We start from the raw sequence: 20,069 nt of genomic DNA, 5'->3' as shown, positions 1-20,069 counted from the left end.
CCCGCAACGAGGAGCCCCCGTGACCGCCCCCGAGTCGCCCCAGCCCGCCGACGACGCCGACGCGTCGCACGTCCCGCCGCTGACGACCCGCGTCGTCATCGCCGAGGACGAGGCCCTCATCCGCCTCGATCTCAAAGAGATGCTGGAGGAAGAGGGCTACACGGTCGTCGGCGAGGCCGGTGACGGCGCCAAGGCCGTCGAGCTCGCCCGCGAGCACCGCCCCGACCTCGTCATCCTCGACGTGAAGATGCCCGTCCTCGACGGCATCTCGGCCGCGGAGAAGATCGCCGGGGAGTCCATCGCCCCCGTCCTCATGCTCACCGCCTTCTCGCAGCGCGAGCTCGTCGAGCGGGCCCGGGACGCCGGCGCCATGGCGTACCTCGTGAAGCCGTTCAGCAAGAGCGACGTGGTGCCGGCCATCGAGATGGCCGTCTCCCGCTTCTCCGAACTGCGCGCCCTGGAGCAGGAGGTCGCCGACCTCTCCCAGCGCCTGGAGACCCGCAAGCTGGTCGACCGCGCCAAGTCCATCCTGCAGACCCAGTACGGGCTGACGGAGCCGGCCGCGTTCCGCTGGATCCAGAAGACGTCCATGGACCGGCGCATGTCCATGCAGCAGGTCGCCGAGGCCGTCATCGAGGACGCCGAGGAGAAGAAGGCGGCCAAGGGGCAGTAGCCCCGCCCGCCCCGCCGTACGCGTACGGCGAAGGCCCGCCCACGACGTACGGAGAAGGCCCGCCCCACGGCTCTGTGGGGCGGGCCTTCTGTCTGTGGTGCCGACCGGGTGGGTCAGTCCTCGCCGAGGTACGCCTTGCGGACGGACTCGTCGTGGAGCAGGTTCTGGCCGGTGCCCGAGAGCACGACCTTGCCGATCTCCATCACGTGGCCGTGGTCCGCGAGGGCGAGCGCGGCCTGGGCGTTCTGCTCGACGAGCAGGATGGTGGTGCCCTGGGCCTTGAGCTCGGCGATGGTCGCCATGATCTTCTGCATCATGATCGGCGAGAGGCCCATGGAGGGCTCGTCGAGCATGAGCAGCTTGGGCTGGGACATCAGGGCCCGGCCCATGGCGAGCATCTGCTGCTCGCCGCCGGAGAGCGTGCCGGCGGCCTGCTTGCGACGCTCGCCCAGGATGGGGAAGAGGTCGTAGGCGCGCTGGACGTCCTTGGCGATGCCGGCGGTGTCCTTCCGGAGGAAGGCGCCGAGGAGGAGGTTCTCCTCGATCGTCATCCGGGGGAAGATGTGGCGGCCTTCGGGGGAGTGGGCCAGACCCAGCGAGACGATCTTGTGTGCGGGGATCTTGCGGAGGGACTTGCCCTCGAACTTGATCTGGCCGCCGACCGGCTTGAGGAGCCCGGAGAGGGTCCGCAGGGTGGTGGTCTTTCCGGCGCCGTTGGTGCCGATGAGGGTGACGACCTCACCGGCTTCGACGGAGAAGGAGATGCCCTTGACGGCCTCGATCTTTCCGTAGGCGACGCGCAGGTCCTCGACTTCGAGCAGTGCGGTCATGCGTCGTTCTCCTTGCCCGAAGCAGGGTCGTGCGTGGTGTCCTCCGAGGAGGTCTCCTCGGCGGCCGGTGCCTCGTCGGCGGCGGCCTCGGGGGTCTCGGTCGCCTCAGGGGCCTCAGCGGCCTCGGGGGCGTCCGCCTCCGACGGTGCGTCCCCGTCCGACGGTGCGTCCTCGTCCGAGGGCGCGTCCTCCTCGGCGGGCGCGTCCTCGGCGGGCGCGGCCTTCGCGGGGGCCTCCGGTGCGGGGGCCTCCTCCGCCGGGGTGTCCGCGACGGGCTCGCCCAGGTACGCGGCGATGACCCGCTCGTCGCTCTGGACGGTCTGGCTGTCGCCCTCGATCAGCTTCTGGCCCTGGACGAGTACGGCGACCCGGTCGCAGAGGTTGAAGATGAACCGCATGTCGTGCTCGATGACGAGGACGGCGATGCCCATGTCCCGGATGGCGAAGATGAGTTCCTCCGCCGCCCGCGTCTCCTGCGGGTTCATGCCGGCGGTGGGCTCGTCGAGCAGGATCAGGCCGGGGTCGCTCGCGAGGGCGCGGGCGATCTCGAGCTTGCGCTGCTCTCCGTACGGGAGGTTCTTGGCGAGGTGCTGGGCCTTGTCCTGGAGTCCGATGAACTCCAGGAGCTCCATGGCCCGGTCCGTCGCCTCGGCCTCGGCCTTCTTGAAGCCGGGGAGGCGGAGCAGCGCCGACCAGAGGCCCTGCTTCATCCGGGTGTGGCGTCCGACGAGGACGTTCTCCAGGACCGTCATGTTGTGGAACAGACGGATGTTCTGGAAGGTGCGGGCGATGCCGGCGTCGGTGACCTTGTACGACGTGGGCGGCAGGACCTGGCCCTTGTAGCGGACCTCGCCCTCGGTGGGGACGTAGAGACCGGTGAGGCAGTTGAAGAAGGTGGTCTTGCCGGCGCCGTTGGGGCCGATGAGACCGACGATCTCGCCGCTGTTGACGGTCAGGTTCACGTCGCGCACGGCGGTGAGGCCGCCGAAGCGCATGGTGACTCCGCGCGCGTCGAGCACGGCCTCGCCGGCGGGCGGCGCGGTGGTGGCGTCGGCGGTCTTCGTGGTGGTCGTCATGGTTCAGGCACCTGCCTTGGCGAGCGTGGCGGGCGTCTCGTCGTTCTCGTGGAACTCCAGCTGGTTGCGCCGGTTGGCGATCATGCCTTCCGGGCGGAAGCGCATGAGCAGGATCAGCGCGACGCCGAAGGCGAAGAGCTGGTACTCGCCCATGAACTGGAGCTTGTTGGGGATGAGGAACAGCAGCGAGGCGCCGACCAGCGGACCGCTCATCGTGCCCATGCCGCCGAGGACGACGGCTGCGAGCAGGAAGGCGGAGTTGGGCGGGATCGGACCGGCGAAGAGGTACTGCTCCGGCGTCACCGTGTAGGTCACGTGGGCCTGCACGGTGCCGGCGAGGCCGGCGAGGGAGGCGCCGAGTGCGAAGGCGATGAGCTTGACGCGGAAGCCGTTGATGCCCATGGCGAGCGCGGCGGTCTCGTCCTCGCGGATGGCGACCCAGGCGCGGCCGATGCGGGAGTTGCCGCTGCGCCGGAAGACCAGCACGACGACCGCCATGATCAGCAGCATCAGGAAGAAGTAGTTCGCGAAGCGGCCGATGGTGAATCCGGCGATGGCGTGCTCGGCGCCGAAGTCGAACCCGAAGATGTTGAGGTTCGGGATGGACGCGATGCCGTTGGAGCCGTTGGTGATGTCCGGACCGGAGGTGCCGTCGGTGTTCATGACGGCGATGCGGAAGATCTCACCGAAGCCGAGCGTCACGATGGCGAGGTAGTCGCCGCGCAGTCGCAGGGTCGGGGCGCCGATGAGGACGCCGAAGACCAGGGAGGCTCCGGCGCCGACGAGGATGGCGGCCCAGAAGGGGAAGTGCACGCCGAACGGCGAGGTGGGGGCGCCCGAGACGAGGGCGGCCGCGTAGGCGCCGACGCCGAGGAAGGCGACGTAGCCGAGGTCGAGGAGACCGGCGAGGCCGACGACGATGTTCAGGCCCAGGGCGACCGTGGCGAAGATCAGGATGTAGACGCCGAGCGTCGCGTACTGGTCGTCGGTCTGGGTGAAGGGGAAGAGCGCCGCCGCGGTGAACGCGCCCGCGATGGTGAGGTTCTGGTGCTTCTTGGTGAGCTGCGTGGCCTGCTGCATGAGGCCGGACTTGTTGACCGCGGCGAAGCCGAGGCCGGCCGTGATGAGGAAGCCGAGGAACAGCTCGTCGTACTCGGTGCCGACGCCGTAGGTGAAGACGCCGAGCGCCACGGCGAGGATGCCCGTGATGATCAGGATCTCGACGGAGGAGTGCATCGGGGGCAGCTTGCGGGCGGTGCCGGTGGTGGCGAAGGCGCCCTTGAAGACGGTCCAGCCGTTGCCGGCGCGGTGCTTGAACTGGTCCCAGCCGGTGTCTTCGGGGTCGACGGGGTGGACCTTGGGCCGCTCGAAGGGGAGGGCGAGGGCGCCGAGGAGGGTGATCAGGGTGGCGAACGCGACGATCGCGCCGCCCGGCTCCAGGTTGACCGGGCCGCCGAGCGAGACGCTGATGGCGGCGACGGTGTACCAGGTGGTGCCGAAGGCGGCGAGCGCGGCGAACTTGACGGCCGCGTCGGCGCCGGCCGGGGTCAGCCAGCGGGTGCCCTTGACGCCGTAGGAGGAGAGGGCGAAGAGGGCGGTGAGCAGACCCAGGACCAGGACCTGGAGCTGGAGGCCGGCCGGGGAGCCGTAGTACGTGAGGTCGCCGGGGAACGTGGGCGTCCAGGTCCACGAGAGGAAACAGCTGGCGACGGTGAGGACGGCGCCGCCCAGGGTGAGGGCGCGGGCGGCCTTGGCCGGCACGAAGCCGATGAGGCCGGTGGCCTCCTCCTGCTGGGAGACCGGTGCTGCCTGGGGGTTCTCGGAGATGGTGGTCATGGTGCTCACGCCCTGTCCGCGACGCGCTCGCCCAGGAGGCCTTGTGGCCGGGCGAGGAGTACGACGATGAGGAGTACGAAGGCCCAGACGTCGGCCCAGGACTGGCCGCCGAGCTGCTCCATACCGGGGATGTGGCTGATGTACGCCGTCGCCATGGTCTCGGCGATACCGAGGACGACTCCGCCGATCATGGCTCCGTAGATGTTGCCGATGCCGCCGAGGACGGCGGCCGTGAAGGCCTTGAGGCCGAGGAGGAAGCCCATCTTGTAGTCGACGACGCCGTACTTGAGGCCGTAGGCGACGGCGCCGACGGCGGCCATCGCGGCGCCGAGGGCGAACGCGATCACGATGATGCGGTCCGTGTTGACGCCCATGAGCTTGGCGGTGTCCGGGTCCTGCGCCGTGGCCTGCATGCCGCGGCCGACGCGGGTGCGCATCACGAAGAAGGCGAGGACGGCCATGCAGATCGGGGCGGCGATCAGGAGGAAGACGTCGCCGGTCTGGATGGTGACGGGGCCGAGTTCGATCGGACCGCCGGGGATCTGCGGGAAGGTCCGGGCGGACTTCGCCTCGGGGTACCACACCCACACCGCGTACTGCAGGGCGAGCGAGAGACCGATGGCCGTGATGAGGGGGGCGAGGCGTGGGCCACCCCGGAGCGGACGGTAGGCGAACCGTTCCGCTCCGACGGCTATGGTGGTCGCGACGATCACGGCACCGATGATCATGACGGGCAGCGCGACCCACATGCTGGTGCCGCCGGGCAGGATGAGCCAGACCGTGAGCGCCCCGAAGCCGCCGGTCATGAAGATCTCGCCATGGGCGAAGTTGATGAGCTGGACGATGCCGTAGACCATCGTGTAGCCGACGGCGACGAGCCCGTACATGGATCCCAGTAGCAGGCCGTTGACCAGCTGCTGCGGCAGTTCGTTCACCGCATTGTCCTCCGAGACTTTCGACGGATGTGACACCGCGCGGGGAGCCAGGTGCGGCCCCCCGCGCGGTGAAAGTGGTGCTGAGTGGTGCTGAGTGATGCGGAGTTGCTGGTGATGCGGGGTGGTGAGGCTGATCAGCCGCCGAAGGTGTCGGACTTGACCGGCTTGAACGCGCCGCCCTCGACCTTGTAGACGGTCAGCTGCTTGTTGGTGGTGTCACCGAACTCGTCGAAGGAGACCTTGCCGGTCACGCCCTCGAAGGAGACACCCTGCATGGCCTCGACGACCTTGGCGCGCTCGGGGGCCTTGCCGCCGTTGCCCTCGGTGGCCTTCTTGACGGCCTCGATGATCGCCCAGGTGGAGTCGTACGCGTAGCCGCCGTAGGCCTCGTAGGCCTCCTTGTAGCCCTTGGCCTTGTAGTTGGCCAGGAACTCCTTGGCGGAGTCGAGGGACTCGATCGGCGCGCCGACGGAGGTGGCGATGTCGCCGTTGGTCGCGGCCGCGCCGCCGAGCTTCACGTACTCGGGGCTGTAGATCGCGTCGCCGCCGACGACGACGACCTTCGCGCCGGCTTCCTTGATCTGCTTGGCCAGCGGGCCGGCGGCCGGGTACTCGCCACCGTAGTAGACGACGTCGGCGCCGGAGCTCTTCACCTTGGTCGCGACCGCGGAGAAGTCCTTGGTGTCGGGGTTGATGTGCTCGGTGCCGAGGACCTTGCCGCCCAGCTTCTCGAACTCGCCCTTGAAGGTGCCCGCGAGGCCGGCGCCGTAGGTCTTCTTGTCGTCGATGATGAAGGCCTTGGTCTTCTTGGCCTCGTTGTAGACGTACTGGGCGGCGAACGGGCCCTGGATGGCGTCCGTGGTGGCGGTGCGGAAGTAGGACTTGTAGGTCCGCTTCTTGTCGCCGGTGCTCCAGTTGATGCCCTGGCTCAGCGCCGGGTTGGTGTTGGCCGGGGAGACCTGCACCAGCTTCGCGTCGTCGAAGACCTTCTGCATCGACTCGGCGACGGAGGAGTTCAGCGGGCCGACGACGCCGAGGACGCTCTTGTCGGCGACGAACTTGGTGGCGTTCTGCTGGCCGGCGGAGGGCTGCGCCTGGTCGTCCAGGGACTCCAGCTTGAAGGTCACGCCCTTGACGTAGGCCTTCTCGTTGGCGGTCTTGACCGCGAGGTCGGCGGAGTTCTTGATGCCGAGACCGAGGGCGGACAGCTCACCCGTGAGGGGCGCGTCGAGGCCGATGGTCACGGTGACGTTGCCGCTGTCGCCGCCGCCCTTTTCGGCGCCCTTGTCGTCGCGCGAACCACAGGCGGTGAGGGTGAGTGCTCCCGCGGTGACCGCGGTGGTGAGTATGAGCATCGAACGGTTTCGCACGAAGGGTCCTTTCCCTGGCGCGGCCCCCTCGGATGAGGCGGTGCCGTGAAGCTGCGGAGCGAGGGGTGCCGTTTTGGAACGCCGGGCCGTACTGGGGTTGGTACAGGGCCGTGCAGTAGAACGCGCCCGGCGGCGCGGTGACTGGCGGTGACTCTAAGCGCAGGTGGGGAGGGTCGGGGAGCGCCGAGGACAGGATGTGACTGTCTTGTTATGCCGAGGGGGAAAGAGTGTGCGCGTCGAGTGGGAAAACCGGGGCATAGAGGGCTGTAATGCGGTGTTCACATAGTGAGAACGCGCAGTTCCGCTAAGGGGCTTGAGCGATTCTTGGTACTGACGGTCCGCTCAGCGGACTCTCCGGATATCGGACAACGGCAGAAACCTGAGCGGACGAACCGGCCCCTCCGGTTCGGTCGCCGTCCCCTCTTGTGTATGTGACACAGCGTGACGAAATCCGGTGTGCGGACCGGGGGGGAACGCCGAAGGGGCGGCACCCACAGGTGCCGCCCCTTGGTCGTGCGTGGCTGGTCAGGCCCCGTATGTCACCGCTCAGGCGTTCGAGGTGTCCGGAATGTTGGACGCGTCCTTCGCGGTGACCTCGCGCAGCAGACACGTCAGCCGCGCCGTGCACACCCGCTTGTCCTGTTCGTCGGTGATCACGATCTCGTACGTGGCCGTCGACCGCCCGCGGTGCACCGGCGTCGCCACACCGGTCACCAGGCCGCTGCGCACCCCGCGGTGGTGGGTGCAGTTCAGGTCGACGCCCACCGCGATCTTCGACACCCCGCCGTGCAGCATCGAGCCGATGGACCCGAGCGTCTCCGCGAGCACCGCCGAGGCGCCGCCGTGCAGCAGACCGTACGGCTGGGTGTTGCCCTCCACGGGCATGGTGCCGACGACCCGCTCGGCGGAGGCCTCCAGGATCTGGACGCCCATCCGGTTGCCGAGGTGCCCGGCCGAGAAGAGCGCCGGGAGGTCGACACCCAGCGCCGCGTACTCGTCGAGGACCTCCTGCGGGAACTTCACGTGCTGCTGCTCACCCATGCCCGGCTCCGTTCGTTTCGTACGTCTTCGTACGGCTGGTCTTCCTGAGCTGCCTGAGCAAACGCTTAGGCGGATGCGGATTCTTCCAGACGGACGATCACGGACTTGCTCGCGGGGGTGTTGCTGACGTCCGCCGTCGACTCCAGCGGCACGAGCACGTTCGTCTCCGGGTAGTAGGCCGCCGCGCAGCCCCGGGACGTCGGGTAGTGCACCACCCGGAAGCCGGGCGCCCGCCGCTCGCTGCCGTCCGTCCACTCGCTCACCAGGTCCGCGTACGCCCCGTCCGCGAAGCCCAGCGCCGCCGCGTCCTCGGGATGGACCAGGACGACCCGGCGGCCGCCCTTGATGCCCCGGTAGCGGTCGTCGAGGCCGTAGATCGTGGTGTTGTACTGGTCGTGCGAGCGCAGCGTCTGGAGGAGCAGCCGCCCCTCCGGCACCCTGGGGTACTCCACGGGCGCCGCCGTGAAGTTGGCCTTGCCGGTCTTCGTCGGGAAGCGGCGCTCGTCGCGCGGACCGTGCGGCAGCCGGAAGCCGCCCGCGTCCGCGGCGAGACGGGCGTTGAAGTCCTCGAAGCCGGGCACCACGCGCGCGATGCGGTCCCGGATCGTGGCGTAGTCGGCCTCGAACTCCTCCCAGGGCGTGGCCGATCCGTCGCCGAGGACGGCGCGGGCCATCCTCGCCACGATCGCCGGCTCGGACAGCAGGTGCGGGCTCGCGGGCGGCAGGTTGCCCCGCGAGGCGTGCACCTGGCTCATCGAGTCCTCGACCGTCACGAACTGCCTGCCGCCCGCCTGCACGTCCTTGTCCGTACGGCCCAGGGTGGGCAGGATCAGCGCGCGCGTGCCCGTCACCGCGTGTGAGCGGTTCAGCTTCGTCGAGACGTGGACGGTCAGCCGGGCCCGGCGCATCGCCGCCTCCGTCACCTCCGTGTCGGGCGTCGCCCCCACGAAGTTGCCGCCCATCGCGAAGAACACCTTCGCCTCGCCGTCCCGCAGCGCCTGGATCGACCGGACCACGTCGAAGCCGTGGTGGCGCGGCGAGACGATCCCGAACTCCTTGTCCAGGGCGTCGAGGAAGGCGGGCGCGGGCCGCTCGAAGATCCCCATCGTGCGGTCGCCCTGCACGTTCGAATGGCCGCGCACCGGGCACACCCCGGCGCCCGGCCGGCCGATGGCGCCGCGCAGGAGGAGGAGGTTGACCACCTCGCGGATGGTCGGCACCGAGTGCTTGTGCTGGGTGAGGCCCATCGCCCAGCACACGACCGTCCGCTCCGATGCGAGCACCATCTCCAGGGCACGCTCGATCTCGGAACGCTCCAGACCGGTCGCGGCGAGGGTCTCGTCCCAGTCGGCCCCCTCGGCCGCCGCCGCGAACTCCTCGTACCCATGGGTGTGTTCGCGTACGAACTCCTCGTCGACCGCCCCGGCCGTCTCCAGGACCAGCTTGTTCAGGAGCCGGAAGAGCGCCTGGTCGCCGCCGATCCGGATCTGGAGGAAGAGGTCGTTGAGCGCGGCGCCCCGGAGCATGCCCTGTGGGGTCTGCGGGTTCTTGAACCGCTCCAGGCCCGCCTCGGGCAGCGGGTTGACCGAGATGATCCGCGCGCCGCCCGCCTTGGCCTTCTCCAGGGCCGAGAGCATGCGCGGATGGTTCGTCCCCGGGTTCTGCCCGGCCACGATGATCAGGTCCGCCCGGTGCAGGTCCTCGAGGGAGACGCTGCCCTTGCCGATGCCGATGGTCTCCGTCAGCGCCGAGCCCGAGGACTCGTGGCACATGTTGGAACAGTCCGGCAGGTTGTTCGTGCCGAACTCGCGGGCGAAGAGCTGGAGCAGGAACGCCGCCTCGTTGCTCGTCCGCCCCGAGGTGTAGAAGAGCGCCTCGTCGGGGGAGGCGAGCGCCCGGAGCTCCTCCGCCAGGATCGCGAAGGCCCGCTCCCAGGTCACCGGCTCGTACCGGTCGCCGCCCTCCGGCAGCAGCATCGGCTCGGTGATCCGGCCCTGCTGGCCCAGCCAGTACCCGCTGCGGGTCGCCAGGTCCGCCAGCGGGTGCGCGGCGAAGAACCCGGGGGTCACCCGGCGCAGCGTCGCCTCCTCGGCGACCGCCTTCGCGCCGTTCTCGCAGAACTCCGCCACGTGACGCTTGTCCTCTTCGGGCCAGGCGCAGCCGGGACAGTCGAAGCCGTCCTTCTGGTTGACCTTGAGGAGGGTCCGCGCGGTGCGCCGCAGCCCCATCTGCTCCTGGGCGATCCGCAGCGTGTGCCCGATGGCGGGCAGCCCGGCGGCGGCGTGCTGCGGCGGCGTGACCTGCGGTGCGTCCTGGACCGGGTCGCCGACCGGCGGCTTGCTGACCATCGCGCTCTCCCTTGAGCGTAATCCTGCGGCGTACGTCTCCGATCCTGTCACGCGGCGGTGACAGCCCGGCACCCCGCCGGTGCGGACGGGAACGGTGGGCGGGATTGTCAGTCGTCCGTGGCAGGATCGTCGTGTGGCCGAGACAGCATCGAAGAACCCCGCAGACACCCGCCCCCGCCTGCTCCTCATGGACGGGCACTCGCTCGCGTACCGGGCGTTCTTCGCGTTGCCCGCGGAGAACTTCACCACCGCGACCGGGCAGCCGACGAACGCGATCTACGGGTTCGCCTCGATGCTGGCGAACACGCTGCGCGACGAGGCGCCCACGCACTTCGCGGTCGCCTTCGACGTGTCCCGCAAGACCTGGCGGTCCGAGGAGTTCCCGGAGTACAAGGCGAACCGCTCCAAGACCCCCGACGAGTTCAAGGGGCAGGTCGAGCTGATCGGCGAGCTCCTCGACGCGATGAACGCGCCGCGGTTCGCCGTCGACGGCTTCGAGGCCGACGACGTCATCGCGACCCTCGCCACCCAGGCCGAGGCCGCCGGCTTCGAGGTCCTGATCGTCACCGGCGACCGGGACTCCTTCCAGCTGGTCTCCGACCACACCACCGTGCTCTACCCGACCAAGGGCGTCTCCGAGCTCACCCGCTTCACCCCGGAGAAGGTCCAGGAGAAGTACGGCCTCACGCCCTCGCAGTACCCCGACTTCGCGGCCCTGCGCGGCGACCCGTCGGACAACCTGCCCGGCATCCCCGGCGTCGGCGAGAAGACCGCGGCCAAGTGGATCAACCAGTTCGGCTCCTTCGACGAGCTCGTCGAGCGCGCCGAGGAGGTCAAGGGCAAGGCCGGCCAGAACTTCCGCGACCACCTGGAGTCGGTCAAGCTCAACCGCCGCCTGACCGCGATGGTCACGGACGTCGAGCTGCCGAAGGGCGTCACGGACCTCGCCCGCGAGCCGTACGACCGCGGGGCGGTCGCCCTCGTCCTCGACACCCTGGAGATCCGCAACCCCTCGCTGCGCGAGCGGCTCCTCGCCGTCGACCCGGGCGCCGCCGAGGACACCGCCCCGGCCCCCGAGGCGGGCGTCGAGATCGACGGCACCGTCCTCGGCGCCGGCGAGCTCGCCCCCTGGCTCGCCGAGCACGGCACCGAGCCCCTCGGCATCGCCACCGTCGACACCTGGGCCCTGGGCACGGGGAACGTCGGGGAGATCGCCCTCGCCGCCGCCGGAGGCGCCGCCGCGTGGTTCGAGCCGAGCGCGCTCGACGAGGCCGACGAGCAGGCCTGGGCCGCCTGGATCGCCGACCCCGACCGGCCGAAGGCCATGCACAACGCCAAGGGCGCGATGCGGGTCTTCCCCGAGCACGGCTGGAGCATCGCGGGCGTCACCATGGACACCGCCCTCGCCGCCTACCTCGTGAAGCCCGGCCGGCGCTCCTTCGCGCTCGACGCGCTCTCCGTCGAGTACCTCCACCGCGAGCTCGCCCCCGCGGCCGCCGCCGACGGCCAGCTCGCCTTCGGCGCCGACGACACCGCCGAGGCCGAGGCCCTCATGACCCAGGCGCGGGCCGTCCTCGACCTCGCCGCGGCCTTCGAGGAGAAGCTCGGAGAGGTCGGCGCCCGCGAGCTCCTCCACGACGTCGAGCTGCCCACCTCCGCCCTCCTCGCCCGCCTGGAGCGGCACGGCATCGCCGCCGACCGCGACCACCTGGAGGCCATGGAGCAGCAGTTCGCAGGGGCCGTGCAGCAGGCCGTGAAGGAGGCGCACGCCTCCGTCGGCCACGAGTTCAACCTCGGCTCGCCCAAGCAGCTCCAGGAGGTCTTCTTCGGCGAGCTGAACCTGCCGAAGACCAAGAAGACCAAGACCGGGTACACCACGGACGCGGACGCGCTCGCCTGGCTGGCCGGCCAGACCGAGCACGACCTGCCCGTGATCATGCTCCGGCACCGCGAGCAGGCCCGGCTGCGCTCCACCGTCGAGGGCCTGATCAAGACGATCGCCGCCGACGGGCGCATCCACACCACCTTCAGCCAGACGGTGGCCGCCACCGGACGCCTCTCCTCCACCGACCCCAACCTGCAGAACGTGCCGGTGCGGACGGACGAGGGCCGCGCCATCCGGCACGGCTTCGTCGTCGGCGAGGGCTTCGATGCCCTCATGACCGCCGACTACAGCCAGATCGAGCTGCGCGTCATGGCCCACCTCTCCGAGGACGAGGGCCTCATCGAGGCCTTCACCTCCGGCGAGGACCTCCACACCACCGTCGCCTCCCAGGTCTTCGGCGTCGAGCGGTCCGCCGTCGACGCCGAGATGCGCCGCAAGATCAAGGCCATGTCGTACGGCCTGGCCTACGGCCTCTCCGCATTCGGCCTCTCGCAGCAGCTGAACATCGACCCGGGCGAGGCCCGCGGCCTGATGGACACCTACTTCGAGCGCTTCGGCGGGGTGCGGGACTACCTGCGCCGGGTCGTCGACGAGGCCCGCGCCACCGGCTACACCGAGACCATGCTCGGCCGCCGGCGCTACCTGCCCGACCTGAACAGCGACAACCGCCAGCGCCGCGAGGCCGCCGAGCGGATGGCGCTCAACGCCCCGATCCAGGGCACGGCAGCCGACATCGTGAAGGTCGCCATGCTGGGCGTCGACCGGGCACTGACCGAGGCGGGCCTCGCCTCCCGGATGCTCCTCCAGGTCCACGACGAAATCGTGCTCGAACTCGCCCCCGGCGAGCGCGAGCGGGTCGAGGCCCTGGTCCGCGAACAGATGTCGGCCGCAGCCGACCTGCGCGCCCCCCTGGACGTCTCGGTGGGCGTGGGCCACGACTGGGACTCGGCGGCACACTGACCCGCCACGGCAGGCGGGCGCCCCGGCGCCCCCTGCCGGGCCTAGGCTTCGGCGCCTGACCGCGCATCACGTGCGCGGCGGTCTCCCCGGTCCCCCTCTCCCGTCACCGGGGGAGGGGTGGCCGGAGGCTTCGGCCGCGCAGGGGGCGACGACCGAAGGAGCCGTGCCCCCGTCCCGTACAGCACGAGCCCGACGGCGAGTCCCGCGCCGGCCCCGAAGCAGGCCGTCGGAATGACGTCCAGGGGCGTCTCGATGCGGTCCCAGCCCCAGTACGCGGCCCAGCGCAGCACCCGGTGGGCCATCCCGGCGAGGACGCAGCCGCCGATGAGCGCGGCCGCCAGCAGCCGCCCGCGCCGGCCCGGGACCCGTACCCCGGGCGGCAGCTCACCGCCCGCGGCGGAGCGGAGCGCCCGCGCCGTGAACCAGACCAGGAGTCCGAGCGCCAGCGCCGAACCCCCGTACTGCGCATAGAGGTAGACGGGGAACCCGGCCACGACGTCACCGAGGAACGGGATCATCCGGGTCCCCCACCGGTCGAGGTGGGTGAAGGAGTCCCACACGACATGGGTCGTCGAGCCGACGACCGCGGAGAGGCCGAACCACCCGGCGAGCACGGCCGGGTGACGGTCGTGCCAGACCTCGCCCCGGACGAAGCCGTACACCCGCCCGCGCCACCGGGCGGGCAGCAGCACGACGAGCGGCTCACGGACGGTCAGCCACAGGGCCACCAGCACGGCGGTGATCAGGACATCGACCGTGACGATCCCGACGGGGGAGTGGGTGACGTCCCCGAAGACCATCGCCCCGGGGACGGCCGTCGCCGCGAAGTAGGTCATGTCGGGCGCGAACGAGCCCGCGACGAGAGCGGACGCGACCAGCGGTCCGCGGGCGGTGCCGTTCCGGCGCAGTCCGGGCAGCACGGCAGCGGCATGGCTCAGCGTGAACGGCAACGGGTGTTCCCCCAGGTTCCGGTGGCGACGGCCGCAGTACATCATCGGCCGCAGTGCAAGAGGTGTTCGACCCTCCATCCGGTTCCCGACCGGGGTGCGCGGGGCCCTCCGGTCGTGTCGCTCTCCGTGTCCGACCTGGGAAGTCGTCAGGCAGCCGAGAGGTGACGAAAGCGTGAAAGACGGTCAGGCGCCGGTGTTCGGTGGACCGGAGTTGGCATAGGGTCGCCAGAGGTCTCGCGCGGGGAGCGCGGGATCCAGTCGAGGGGGAAGGGACCACGGACATGTCAGCGCACTTGAGCCGCAGGCTGCGCAAGGGGGCCACCAGCGGTGCGGTGGTGGCCGCGGCGGTCGCCGCGCTCGCCGCCTCACAGGCGCCGGAGATGACCCCGCCGCCCACCGACAACGCCGGCGGAGACCGGGCCATCGGCGCCGGGGACACCGCGTCGCCGTCCGGCGACGGTTCCGCCACCGGCAACTCGCCGTACTACACGGAACTGCCGCCGCTGAACACGCCGAACAAGCCCGGGCTTCCCCCCGTCAAGCTGCCGGTGATCACGGGCCCTGCGCAGGCCGGCATACCCGCGTCCGTGCTCGCCGCCTACCAGCGTGCCGAGCAGTCGATCCGTTCGACCGCCCCCGGCTGCAACCTGCCCTGGCAGCTGCTCGCCGGCATCGGCAAGGTCGAGTCCGGACAGGCCCGCGGCGGCCGGGTCGACGCGAACGGAACCACCCTCTCGCCGATCCTCGGCCCCATCCTCAACGGCGTCGGATTCGCCAACATCTCCGACACCGACGGCGGCGCCTTCGACGGTGACCGCACCCACGACCGCGCCGTCGGCCCGATGCAGTTCATCCCGTCCACCTGGGCCACCTGGGGCCAGGACGCGAACAGCGACGGTAAGAAGGACCCCAACAACATCTACGACGCCGCGCAGGCCGCCGGTCTCTACCTCTGCGCCAACGACCGCAACCTCGCGCTCAAGGCCGACCTCGACCGCGCGATCCTCAGCTACAACCGCTCGACGGAGTACCTGAACACGGTCATGTCGTGGTTCGAGTACTATCGGCGCGGCACCCACCAGGTCCCGGACGGCACGGGAGTGCTGCCGGTCGACCGCAGCGACGACCGGGGCCAGAACAACCGCCCCCTCCCCACGTCGCCGCTCACGCCGGCCCCGACGACCCCCGCCCCGAAGCCGGGCACGCCGAAGCCCGGCCCCACGAAGCCCGGCGGGCCCTCGGACGTCACCAAGCCGCCGACGAAGCCGACCCCGCCGGTGAAGCCCCCGGTCACGCCGCCGACGAAGCCGCCGGTCCCGCCGACCGTGCCGCCGGCCGTCAAGGTCGCGCGCCTCGCGGCCGTCTCCTCCGGTCCCCTCACCGCGACCACCGGAAGCGCCTTCACCAAGACCCCGACGGTCGCGGCGCTCGACGCCGCGGGCGCGCCGATCACCGGTGTGAGCATCCGCTTCGAGATCACCGGCACCACCGACACCCGCTTCTCCGGCGGCGCGACGACCACGACCGTCACCACGGGCTCGGCCGGCATCGCCGCCGCCCCCGCCCTGCGGGCGGGCGAGAAGACCGGGTCGTTCACGGTCAAGGCCACCGTCGTGGGCCGCGGCATGGACGCGACCACGTTCACCGCGACCGTCACCGAACGGCAGGCGGACGCCCTCGCCCGGGTCGGCGGCGACCCGCTGTCGGCCACCACCGGCACCACGTTCGGCCAGTCCGTTCAGGTGAAGGCAACCGACAAGGGCGTCCTCGCCCCCGGTGTGCTCGTCACGGCCGTGATCGCCGACGCCGCGGACACCAAGGAGAGCGCCGACGGCCCGACCTTCAAGGACGGGGTCCGCACGCTCGTCCTGAAGACGGACGAGAACGGCCTCGTCTCGCTGCCGGCGATCCTCGCGGGCGACAAGGCGGGCGAGTACGTGCTCCGCCTCACCGCGCCCGGCGGCGGCACCACGGAGATCAAGCTGACGGTCACCGCGCCCACCGCGACCCCGAGCCCGACCCCGGAGCCGAGCTCCTCCGGCACCGGCTCGCCCGAGGCCTCCCCCTCACCCTCGGCCTGACCCGCCCGCGCATCCCCCTCCTCCCCACGCGCCGCTCCTCCGCCCCCACCGGGCGGCGGGGCGGCGCTTGGCGTTCCCCGGCGGGCGAGCGGCCTTCGGGACGCCGGGGCGGGCGGGCGGCCTTTCGGGACGCCGGGGCGGGGGAGCGGCACCGGGATCCCCGGGCAGGGCGGTGCAACGTGTTCTCATCTCGCGGTCGCGTTGCTACGGTGCCCCCGCCCTGACGACCTATCAGATCGCACCCCGGGAGGCCGACCATGCGTGCCCTCGTCGCCGCCGCCATCGGACTCGCCCCAGTCCTCCTCTTCGTCCTCCTCGTCTCCGTGGTCGATCTGCCGCCCGACGGGCCCACCTCGCCCAAGCCCCTGCTGACCGCCGACCCCGGCCCCAAGAAGTAGGGGGGCGACCGTGCGCCGCCGAGCCAGCCTCGTCCTCCTCGCCCTCGCCGTCTTCTGTGTCGCGATGGCCCCGACCCTGCGCTGGTACGCCTTCCCCCGCCTGGCGAAGATCCCGCCGAACCAGTACCAGGAGACCGTCCTGGAGGCGCAGCCCGCGACCCTGCTCAACTACTCCACGCTCAAGGCCGAGAAGGTCGACAAGATCACGATCATCCAGACCCTCAAGGGCAACGTGGAGGAGTCGCGGCGCATCGAACGCGACGCCGGGCGCGACGTCGTCGTCTGGGACGCCCTCGCCTACATCACGGGCCCCGACGGCAAGATGGTCTCCCGGATCCCCGAGCGGTACATCTTCGACGCCCACACCCAGGACCCCGTCAACGCCACCGGCGAATCCGTCGACGGCGACCCGGTCCGGCGCGAGGGCATCGAGTTCAAGTGGCCCTTCCTCACCGAGAAGCGGGACTACCAGTACTTCGACGCCCAGACCCGCACCTCGTCCCCCATCCACTACAAGGGCACCCGCACCTTCCGCGGCATGGAGGTCTACTACTTCGAGCAGACCATCCCCTGGACCAAGGTCCCCATGCCCAAGGCCATGCCGGTCAAGATCCCCCCGGAGGTCATCGCCGAATCCGGCCTCACCCGCTGGTACACCACCAAGCGGATGTTCTGGATCGAGCCCGTCACCGGCGCCCCCGTCAACGGCGAGGAGATCCACAAGGAAGAGCTCCGCAACGCCAAGGCCCTGATGGGCGTCGACACCCTCACCGTCTTCGAGGGCCACGTGAAGATGCGCGAGGACTACATCCGGAGCGTCGGCGACATGGTCGCCTCCAACCGCCTCACCGTCCTCCTCCTCGTCTCCTACGTCCCCTGGAGCCTGACCTTCCTCGCGCTCCTCCTCCTCGCCCTCGCACTCTGGCTGGAGGCCCGCTCCCGCCGCCCGGCGCCGGAACCCGCCGTCGCCCCGCTCACCCCTCCCGTCTGAGCCGCGCGCTCGTGAACCGGGTCGCCTCCGCAGCGGAAGGGTCCTCGGGCCACGGATGCTTCGGGTACCGCCCCCTCAGCTCCGCCCGCACGGACCGGTAGCCGTCCCGCCAGAACGACGCCAGGTCGGCGGTGACCGCCGCCGGCCGGCCCGCGGGGGAGAGGAGGTGGACGAGCACCGGGACCCCCGCCACCCGAGGCGTCTCCGCGAGCCCGAACATCTCCTGGAGCTTCACCGCGAGCACCGGCCGCTCACCGCCGTACTCGACCCGGATCCGCGATCCGCTCGGCACCTCGATCCGCTCGGGCGCCAGCTCCCCCAGCCGGCCCGCCTCGCCCGACGCCCACGGCAACAGCCGCCGCAGTGCCTCGCCGGCGTCGATCCGCCCCAGATCGGCCCGCCGTGCGGCCCGGGACAGCTCCGGCTCCAGCCACTCCCCGGCCCGCTCCACCAGCGCCTCGTCCGCCACGTCCGGCCAGGGTTCCCCCAGCTCCCGGTGCAGGAAGGCGAGCCGGTCGCGCAGCTCCCCGGCCTCGCGGCTCCACCGCAGCGGCCCGAGCCCCTCGCGCCGCAGCCCGTCGAGCAGCGCCTCCCGCACGAGCGCCGGATCCGCCTTCGCCCCCAGCGGCCGTACCGTCAGCTCGACCGCGCCGAGCCGGTCCACCGACCGCGCGACCACGTCCCCGTCCTCCCAGCGGACCTCCTCGCCGGTGGACCGCAGATGCCCGGCCGCCCGCCGCGCCATGTCCTCGTCCACCACCGCCGCCAGCCGCACCCGCGCCGTCGCGTCCCGCGCCGTACGGTCCGCCACCGCCACGGCCAGCCACGCGGTGGCCCGCAGCCCGGAACCCTCACCGAGCCGGGCCCCGCTCCCCGACACCATCAGATAGCCGCCCTGCTCCCGCGCCCTCGCCACCCGCTCGGGAAAGGCCAGCGCCGTCACCAGCCCGGCCACCACGTCGTCCCCGGTCGCAGACCCCGCAGACCCCGCAGACCCCGCAGACCCCGCAGACCCCGCAGACCCCGCCGAAGTCGCCGAAGTCGCTGCGCCGGCGAGCCGAGCCGAAGCCCCCGAAGCCGCCGGCGTCCCCGAGGTCCCCGACGTCCCCGAGGCGCCACCGCCCATCGCCTCCGCCGCCGACCGCTCCAGCCGGCGGGCCTCCGCCTTCCACCGTGCGCCGTACCCGTCGGTGCCCCGGCGGGCGGCGCGCCAGGCCGCCGCCAGGTCGTCCCCGTAGTCGCGCGGCGGCTCCTCGCTGAGCAGCGCCACCACCTCCGCCGCCCGCCGCACCCCGACCTCCGGCGCACCGTCCAGGAGCGCACGGCCGAGCCGGGGATGGAGACCGAGCCGGGACATCCGTACGCCTCGCTCGGTGGCCCGCCCGGCCTCGTCCACGGCTCCGATCGAGCCGAGGACCGACCGCGCCGCCGTCATCGCCCCGGCAGGCGGCGCGTCGAGCAGTGCGAGGCCCTCCGCCGTCGGGTCGCCCCAGCAGGCCGCCCGCAGGGCGAAGTCCGCCAGGTCGGCGACCTTGATCTCCGGCGACGGGAAGCGTGGCCTGCCCCCGTCGCTCGCCTCCGCCCAGCAGCGGTAGACGAACCCGAAGGCCTCACGGCCCGCCCGGCCCGTGCGCTGGGTCGCCGTCGCCTCCGAGACCGTCACCGTCGCCAGCGAGCCGAGACCGCGGGCGTGGTCCGTCCGCGGCTCACGGGCCAGCCCCGAGTCCACGACGATCCGCACCCCCGGCACCGTCAGGCTGGACTCCGCCACCGAGGTCGCGAGCACCACCCGCCGCCGCCCGCCCGGCTCCGTACCGCGCAGCACCGCGTCCTGCACCGCCGCGGGCGCCCGCCCGTGCAGCTGGAGCACCTCCGCGTCGGCATCGGCCAGCATCCCGGCCGTCCGCGCGATCTCCCCCGTACCCGGAAGGAAACAGAGGACGTCCCCCTCGTGCCGCTCCAGCGCGAGCCGGACCGTCGCGGCGACGTGCCGGAGCAGCGCCGGATCCACCCAGGTGCCGTGGGCCGGCCGGATGCCCGACGGCGGCGCCTCGAAGAAGACCCGGCAGCCGTGGCCCTCGCCCCTGCTCCACACCACCGGCGCGGGCCCGCCGCCGTCCAGGACCGTGAGGAGATCCGCCCAGGCCGCCGCGTCGCTCGTCGCCGACGCCGCGATCAGCTTCAGCTCCGGCCGCAGGGTGGCCCGCACGTCCACCAGGAAGGCCATCGCCGTGTCCGCGTCCAGGTGCCGCTCGTGGCACTCGTCGAGCAGCACCACGTCGACACCCGCGAGCTCCGGATCGCGCTGGAGCCGCTGGAGCAGAATGCCCGTGGTCACCACCTCGACCCGGGTGGAGGGGCCGGTCCGCCGCTCGCCGCGGACCGAGAAGCCGACCGTGCCGCCGGCCTCCTCGCCGAGCAGCCACGCCATCCGCCGGGCCGCCGCCCGCACCGCCATCCGCCGCGGCTCGGCCACCAGGACCCGACGCCGCGGTCCCTCCCCTATGAGACCCGCGAGCGCGAGCGGCACCAGCGTCGTCTTGCCCGTGCCGGGAGGCGCGGACAGCACGGCCGTACCGCGCCGGTCGAGCGCGGCCAGCAGCTCGGGGACGGCATGGCGGACGGGGAGACGGTCGAGAGCGTCGTTTCGGATCACGAGTTCAGTCTCGTACGCGACGCGAGGAAGGTGGGTCCC

The 20,069-nt window shown here is 71.6% G+C and carries 14 protein-coding genes; 5 read left to right on the top strand and 9 right to left on the bottom strand.

All coding sequences use genetic code 11. The features are described 5' to 3' along the window. Positions 1-19: 19 nt before the first annotated feature. A complete protein-coding gene (locus ACFQ79_RS23915) occupies positions 20-673 on the top strand; it encodes an ANTAR domain-containing response regulator (RefSeq protein WP_015032844.1) in 654 nt (217 codons plus the stop codon). Positions 674-786: 113 nt separating this feature from the next. Here ACFQ79_RS23915 and ACFQ79_RS23910 read toward each other — a convergent pair whose 3' ends face one another. The 7 genes from ACFQ79_RS23910 to ACFQ79_RS23880 all read right to left on the bottom strand — a co-directional run bounded on the left by ACFQ79_RS23910 (position 787) and on the right by ACFQ79_RS23880 (position 10,109). Continuing rightward, positions 787-1,503 carry an ABC transporter ATP-binding protein gene (locus ACFQ79_RS23910; protein WP_209494232.1) on the bottom strand — a complete coding sequence of 239 codons (717 nt, stop codon included), beginning with the start codon at positions 1,501-1,503 and terminating at the stop codon, positions 787-789. Beyond that, entirely contained in the window at positions 1,500-2,579 is a 1,080-nt protein-coding gene (locus ACFQ79_RS23905; RefSeq protein ID WP_383586684.1) for an ABC transporter ATP-binding protein, read from the bottom strand. The genes ACFQ79_RS23910 and ACFQ79_RS23905 overlap by 4 nt, the downstream gene beginning before the upstream one ends. 3 nt (positions 2,580-2,582) lie before the next feature. Further along, on the bottom strand, positions 2,583-4,415 hold the full coding sequence (locus ACFQ79_RS23900) for a branched-chain amino acid ABC transporter permease (RefSeq protein ID WP_383586682.1): 1,833 nt from the start codon (positions 4,413-4,415) through the stop codon (positions 2,583-2,585). Between the two features lie 5 nt (positions 4,416-4,420). Further along, on the bottom strand, positions 4,421-5,350 hold the full coding sequence (locus tag ACFQ79_RS23895) for a branched-chain amino acid ABC transporter permease (RefSeq protein WP_209494229.1): 930 nt from the start codon (positions 5,348-5,350) through the stop codon (positions 4,421-4,423). Between the two features lie 134 nt (positions 5,351-5,484). Next, a complete protein-coding gene (locus ACFQ79_RS23890) occupies positions 5,485-6,705 on the bottom strand; it encodes a branched-chain amino acid ABC transporter substrate-binding protein (RefSeq protein ID WP_383586712.1) in 1,221 nt (406 codons plus the stop codon). A gap of 561 nt (positions 6,706-7,266) precedes the next feature. Continuing rightward, complete coding sequence (locus tag ACFQ79_RS23885; RefSeq protein ID WP_266964877.1) at positions 7,267-7,761, bottom strand: PaaI family thioesterase; 495 nt, start codon at positions 7,759-7,761, stop codon at positions 7,267-7,269. Between the two features lie 65 nt (positions 7,762-7,826). Then, positions 7,827-10,109 carry an FdhF/YdeP family oxidoreductase gene (locus tag ACFQ79_RS23880; RefSeq protein ID WP_383586680.1) on the bottom strand — a complete coding sequence of 761 codons (2,283 nt, stop codon included), beginning with the start codon at positions 10,107-10,109 and terminating at the stop codon, positions 7,827-7,829. 133 nt (positions 10,110-10,242) lie between these two features. On the opposite strand from ACFQ79_RS23880, the gene polA reads away from it, so the two are divergent. Beyond that, on the top strand, positions 10,243-12,954 hold the full coding sequence (polA, locus tag ACFQ79_RS23875; protein ID WP_383586678.1) for a DNA polymerase I: 2,712 nt from the start codon (positions 10,243-10,245) through the stop codon (positions 12,952-12,954). A gap of 41 nt (positions 12,955-12,995) precedes the next feature. Here polA and ACFQ79_RS23870 read toward each other — a convergent pair whose 3' ends face one another. Continuing rightward, complete coding sequence (locus ACFQ79_RS23870) at positions 12,996-13,904, bottom strand: DUF4184 family protein (RefSeq protein WP_383586676.1); 909 nt, start codon at positions 13,902-13,904, stop codon at positions 12,996-12,998. 281 nt (positions 13,905-14,185) lie between these two features. Between ACFQ79_RS23870 and ACFQ79_RS23865 the strand changes: the two genes are divergently transcribed. From ACFQ79_RS23865 to ACFQ79_RS23855, 3 genes are all read left to right on the top strand, one after another. Continuing rightward, positions 14,186-15,985 carry a lytic transglycosylase domain-containing protein gene (locus ACFQ79_RS23865; protein WP_383586674.1) on the top strand — a complete coding sequence of 600 codons (1,800 nt, stop codon included), beginning with the start codon at positions 14,186-14,188 and terminating at the stop codon, positions 15,983-15,985. A gap of 257 nt (positions 15,986-16,242) precedes the next feature. Continuing rightward, positions 16,243-16,383 carry an SPW_0924 family protein gene (locus tag ACFQ79_RS23860; protein WP_106975990.1) on the top strand — a complete coding sequence of 47 codons (141 nt, stop codon included), beginning with the start codon at positions 16,243-16,245 and terminating at the stop codon, positions 16,381-16,383. 10 nt (positions 16,384-16,393) lie between these two features. Then, on the top strand, positions 16,394-17,374 hold the full coding sequence (locus tag ACFQ79_RS23855) for a DUF3068 domain-containing protein (RefSeq protein ID WP_383586672.1): 981 nt from the start codon (positions 16,394-16,396) through the stop codon (positions 17,372-17,374). Here the strand turns inward: ACFQ79_RS23855 and ACFQ79_RS23850 are convergent. Further along, a complete protein-coding gene (locus ACFQ79_RS23850; RefSeq protein ID WP_383586670.1) occupies positions 17,358-20,030 on the bottom strand; it encodes an ATP-dependent RNA helicase in 2,673 nt (890 codons plus the stop codon). The genes ACFQ79_RS23855 and ACFQ79_RS23850 overlap by 17 nt on opposite strands. Positions 20,031-20,069: the final 39 nt, after the last annotated feature.

The sequence above is a fragment of the Streptomyces sp. NPDC056480 genome (assembly GCF_042795405.1).
In the GTDB taxonomy this organism is placed as follows: Bacteria; Actinomycetota; Actinomycetes; order Streptomycetales; family Streptomycetaceae; genus Streptomyces.
The sequence above is the reverse complement of the archived record's forward strand: the minus strand, read 5'-3'. Positions and strand labels throughout refer to the sequence as shown.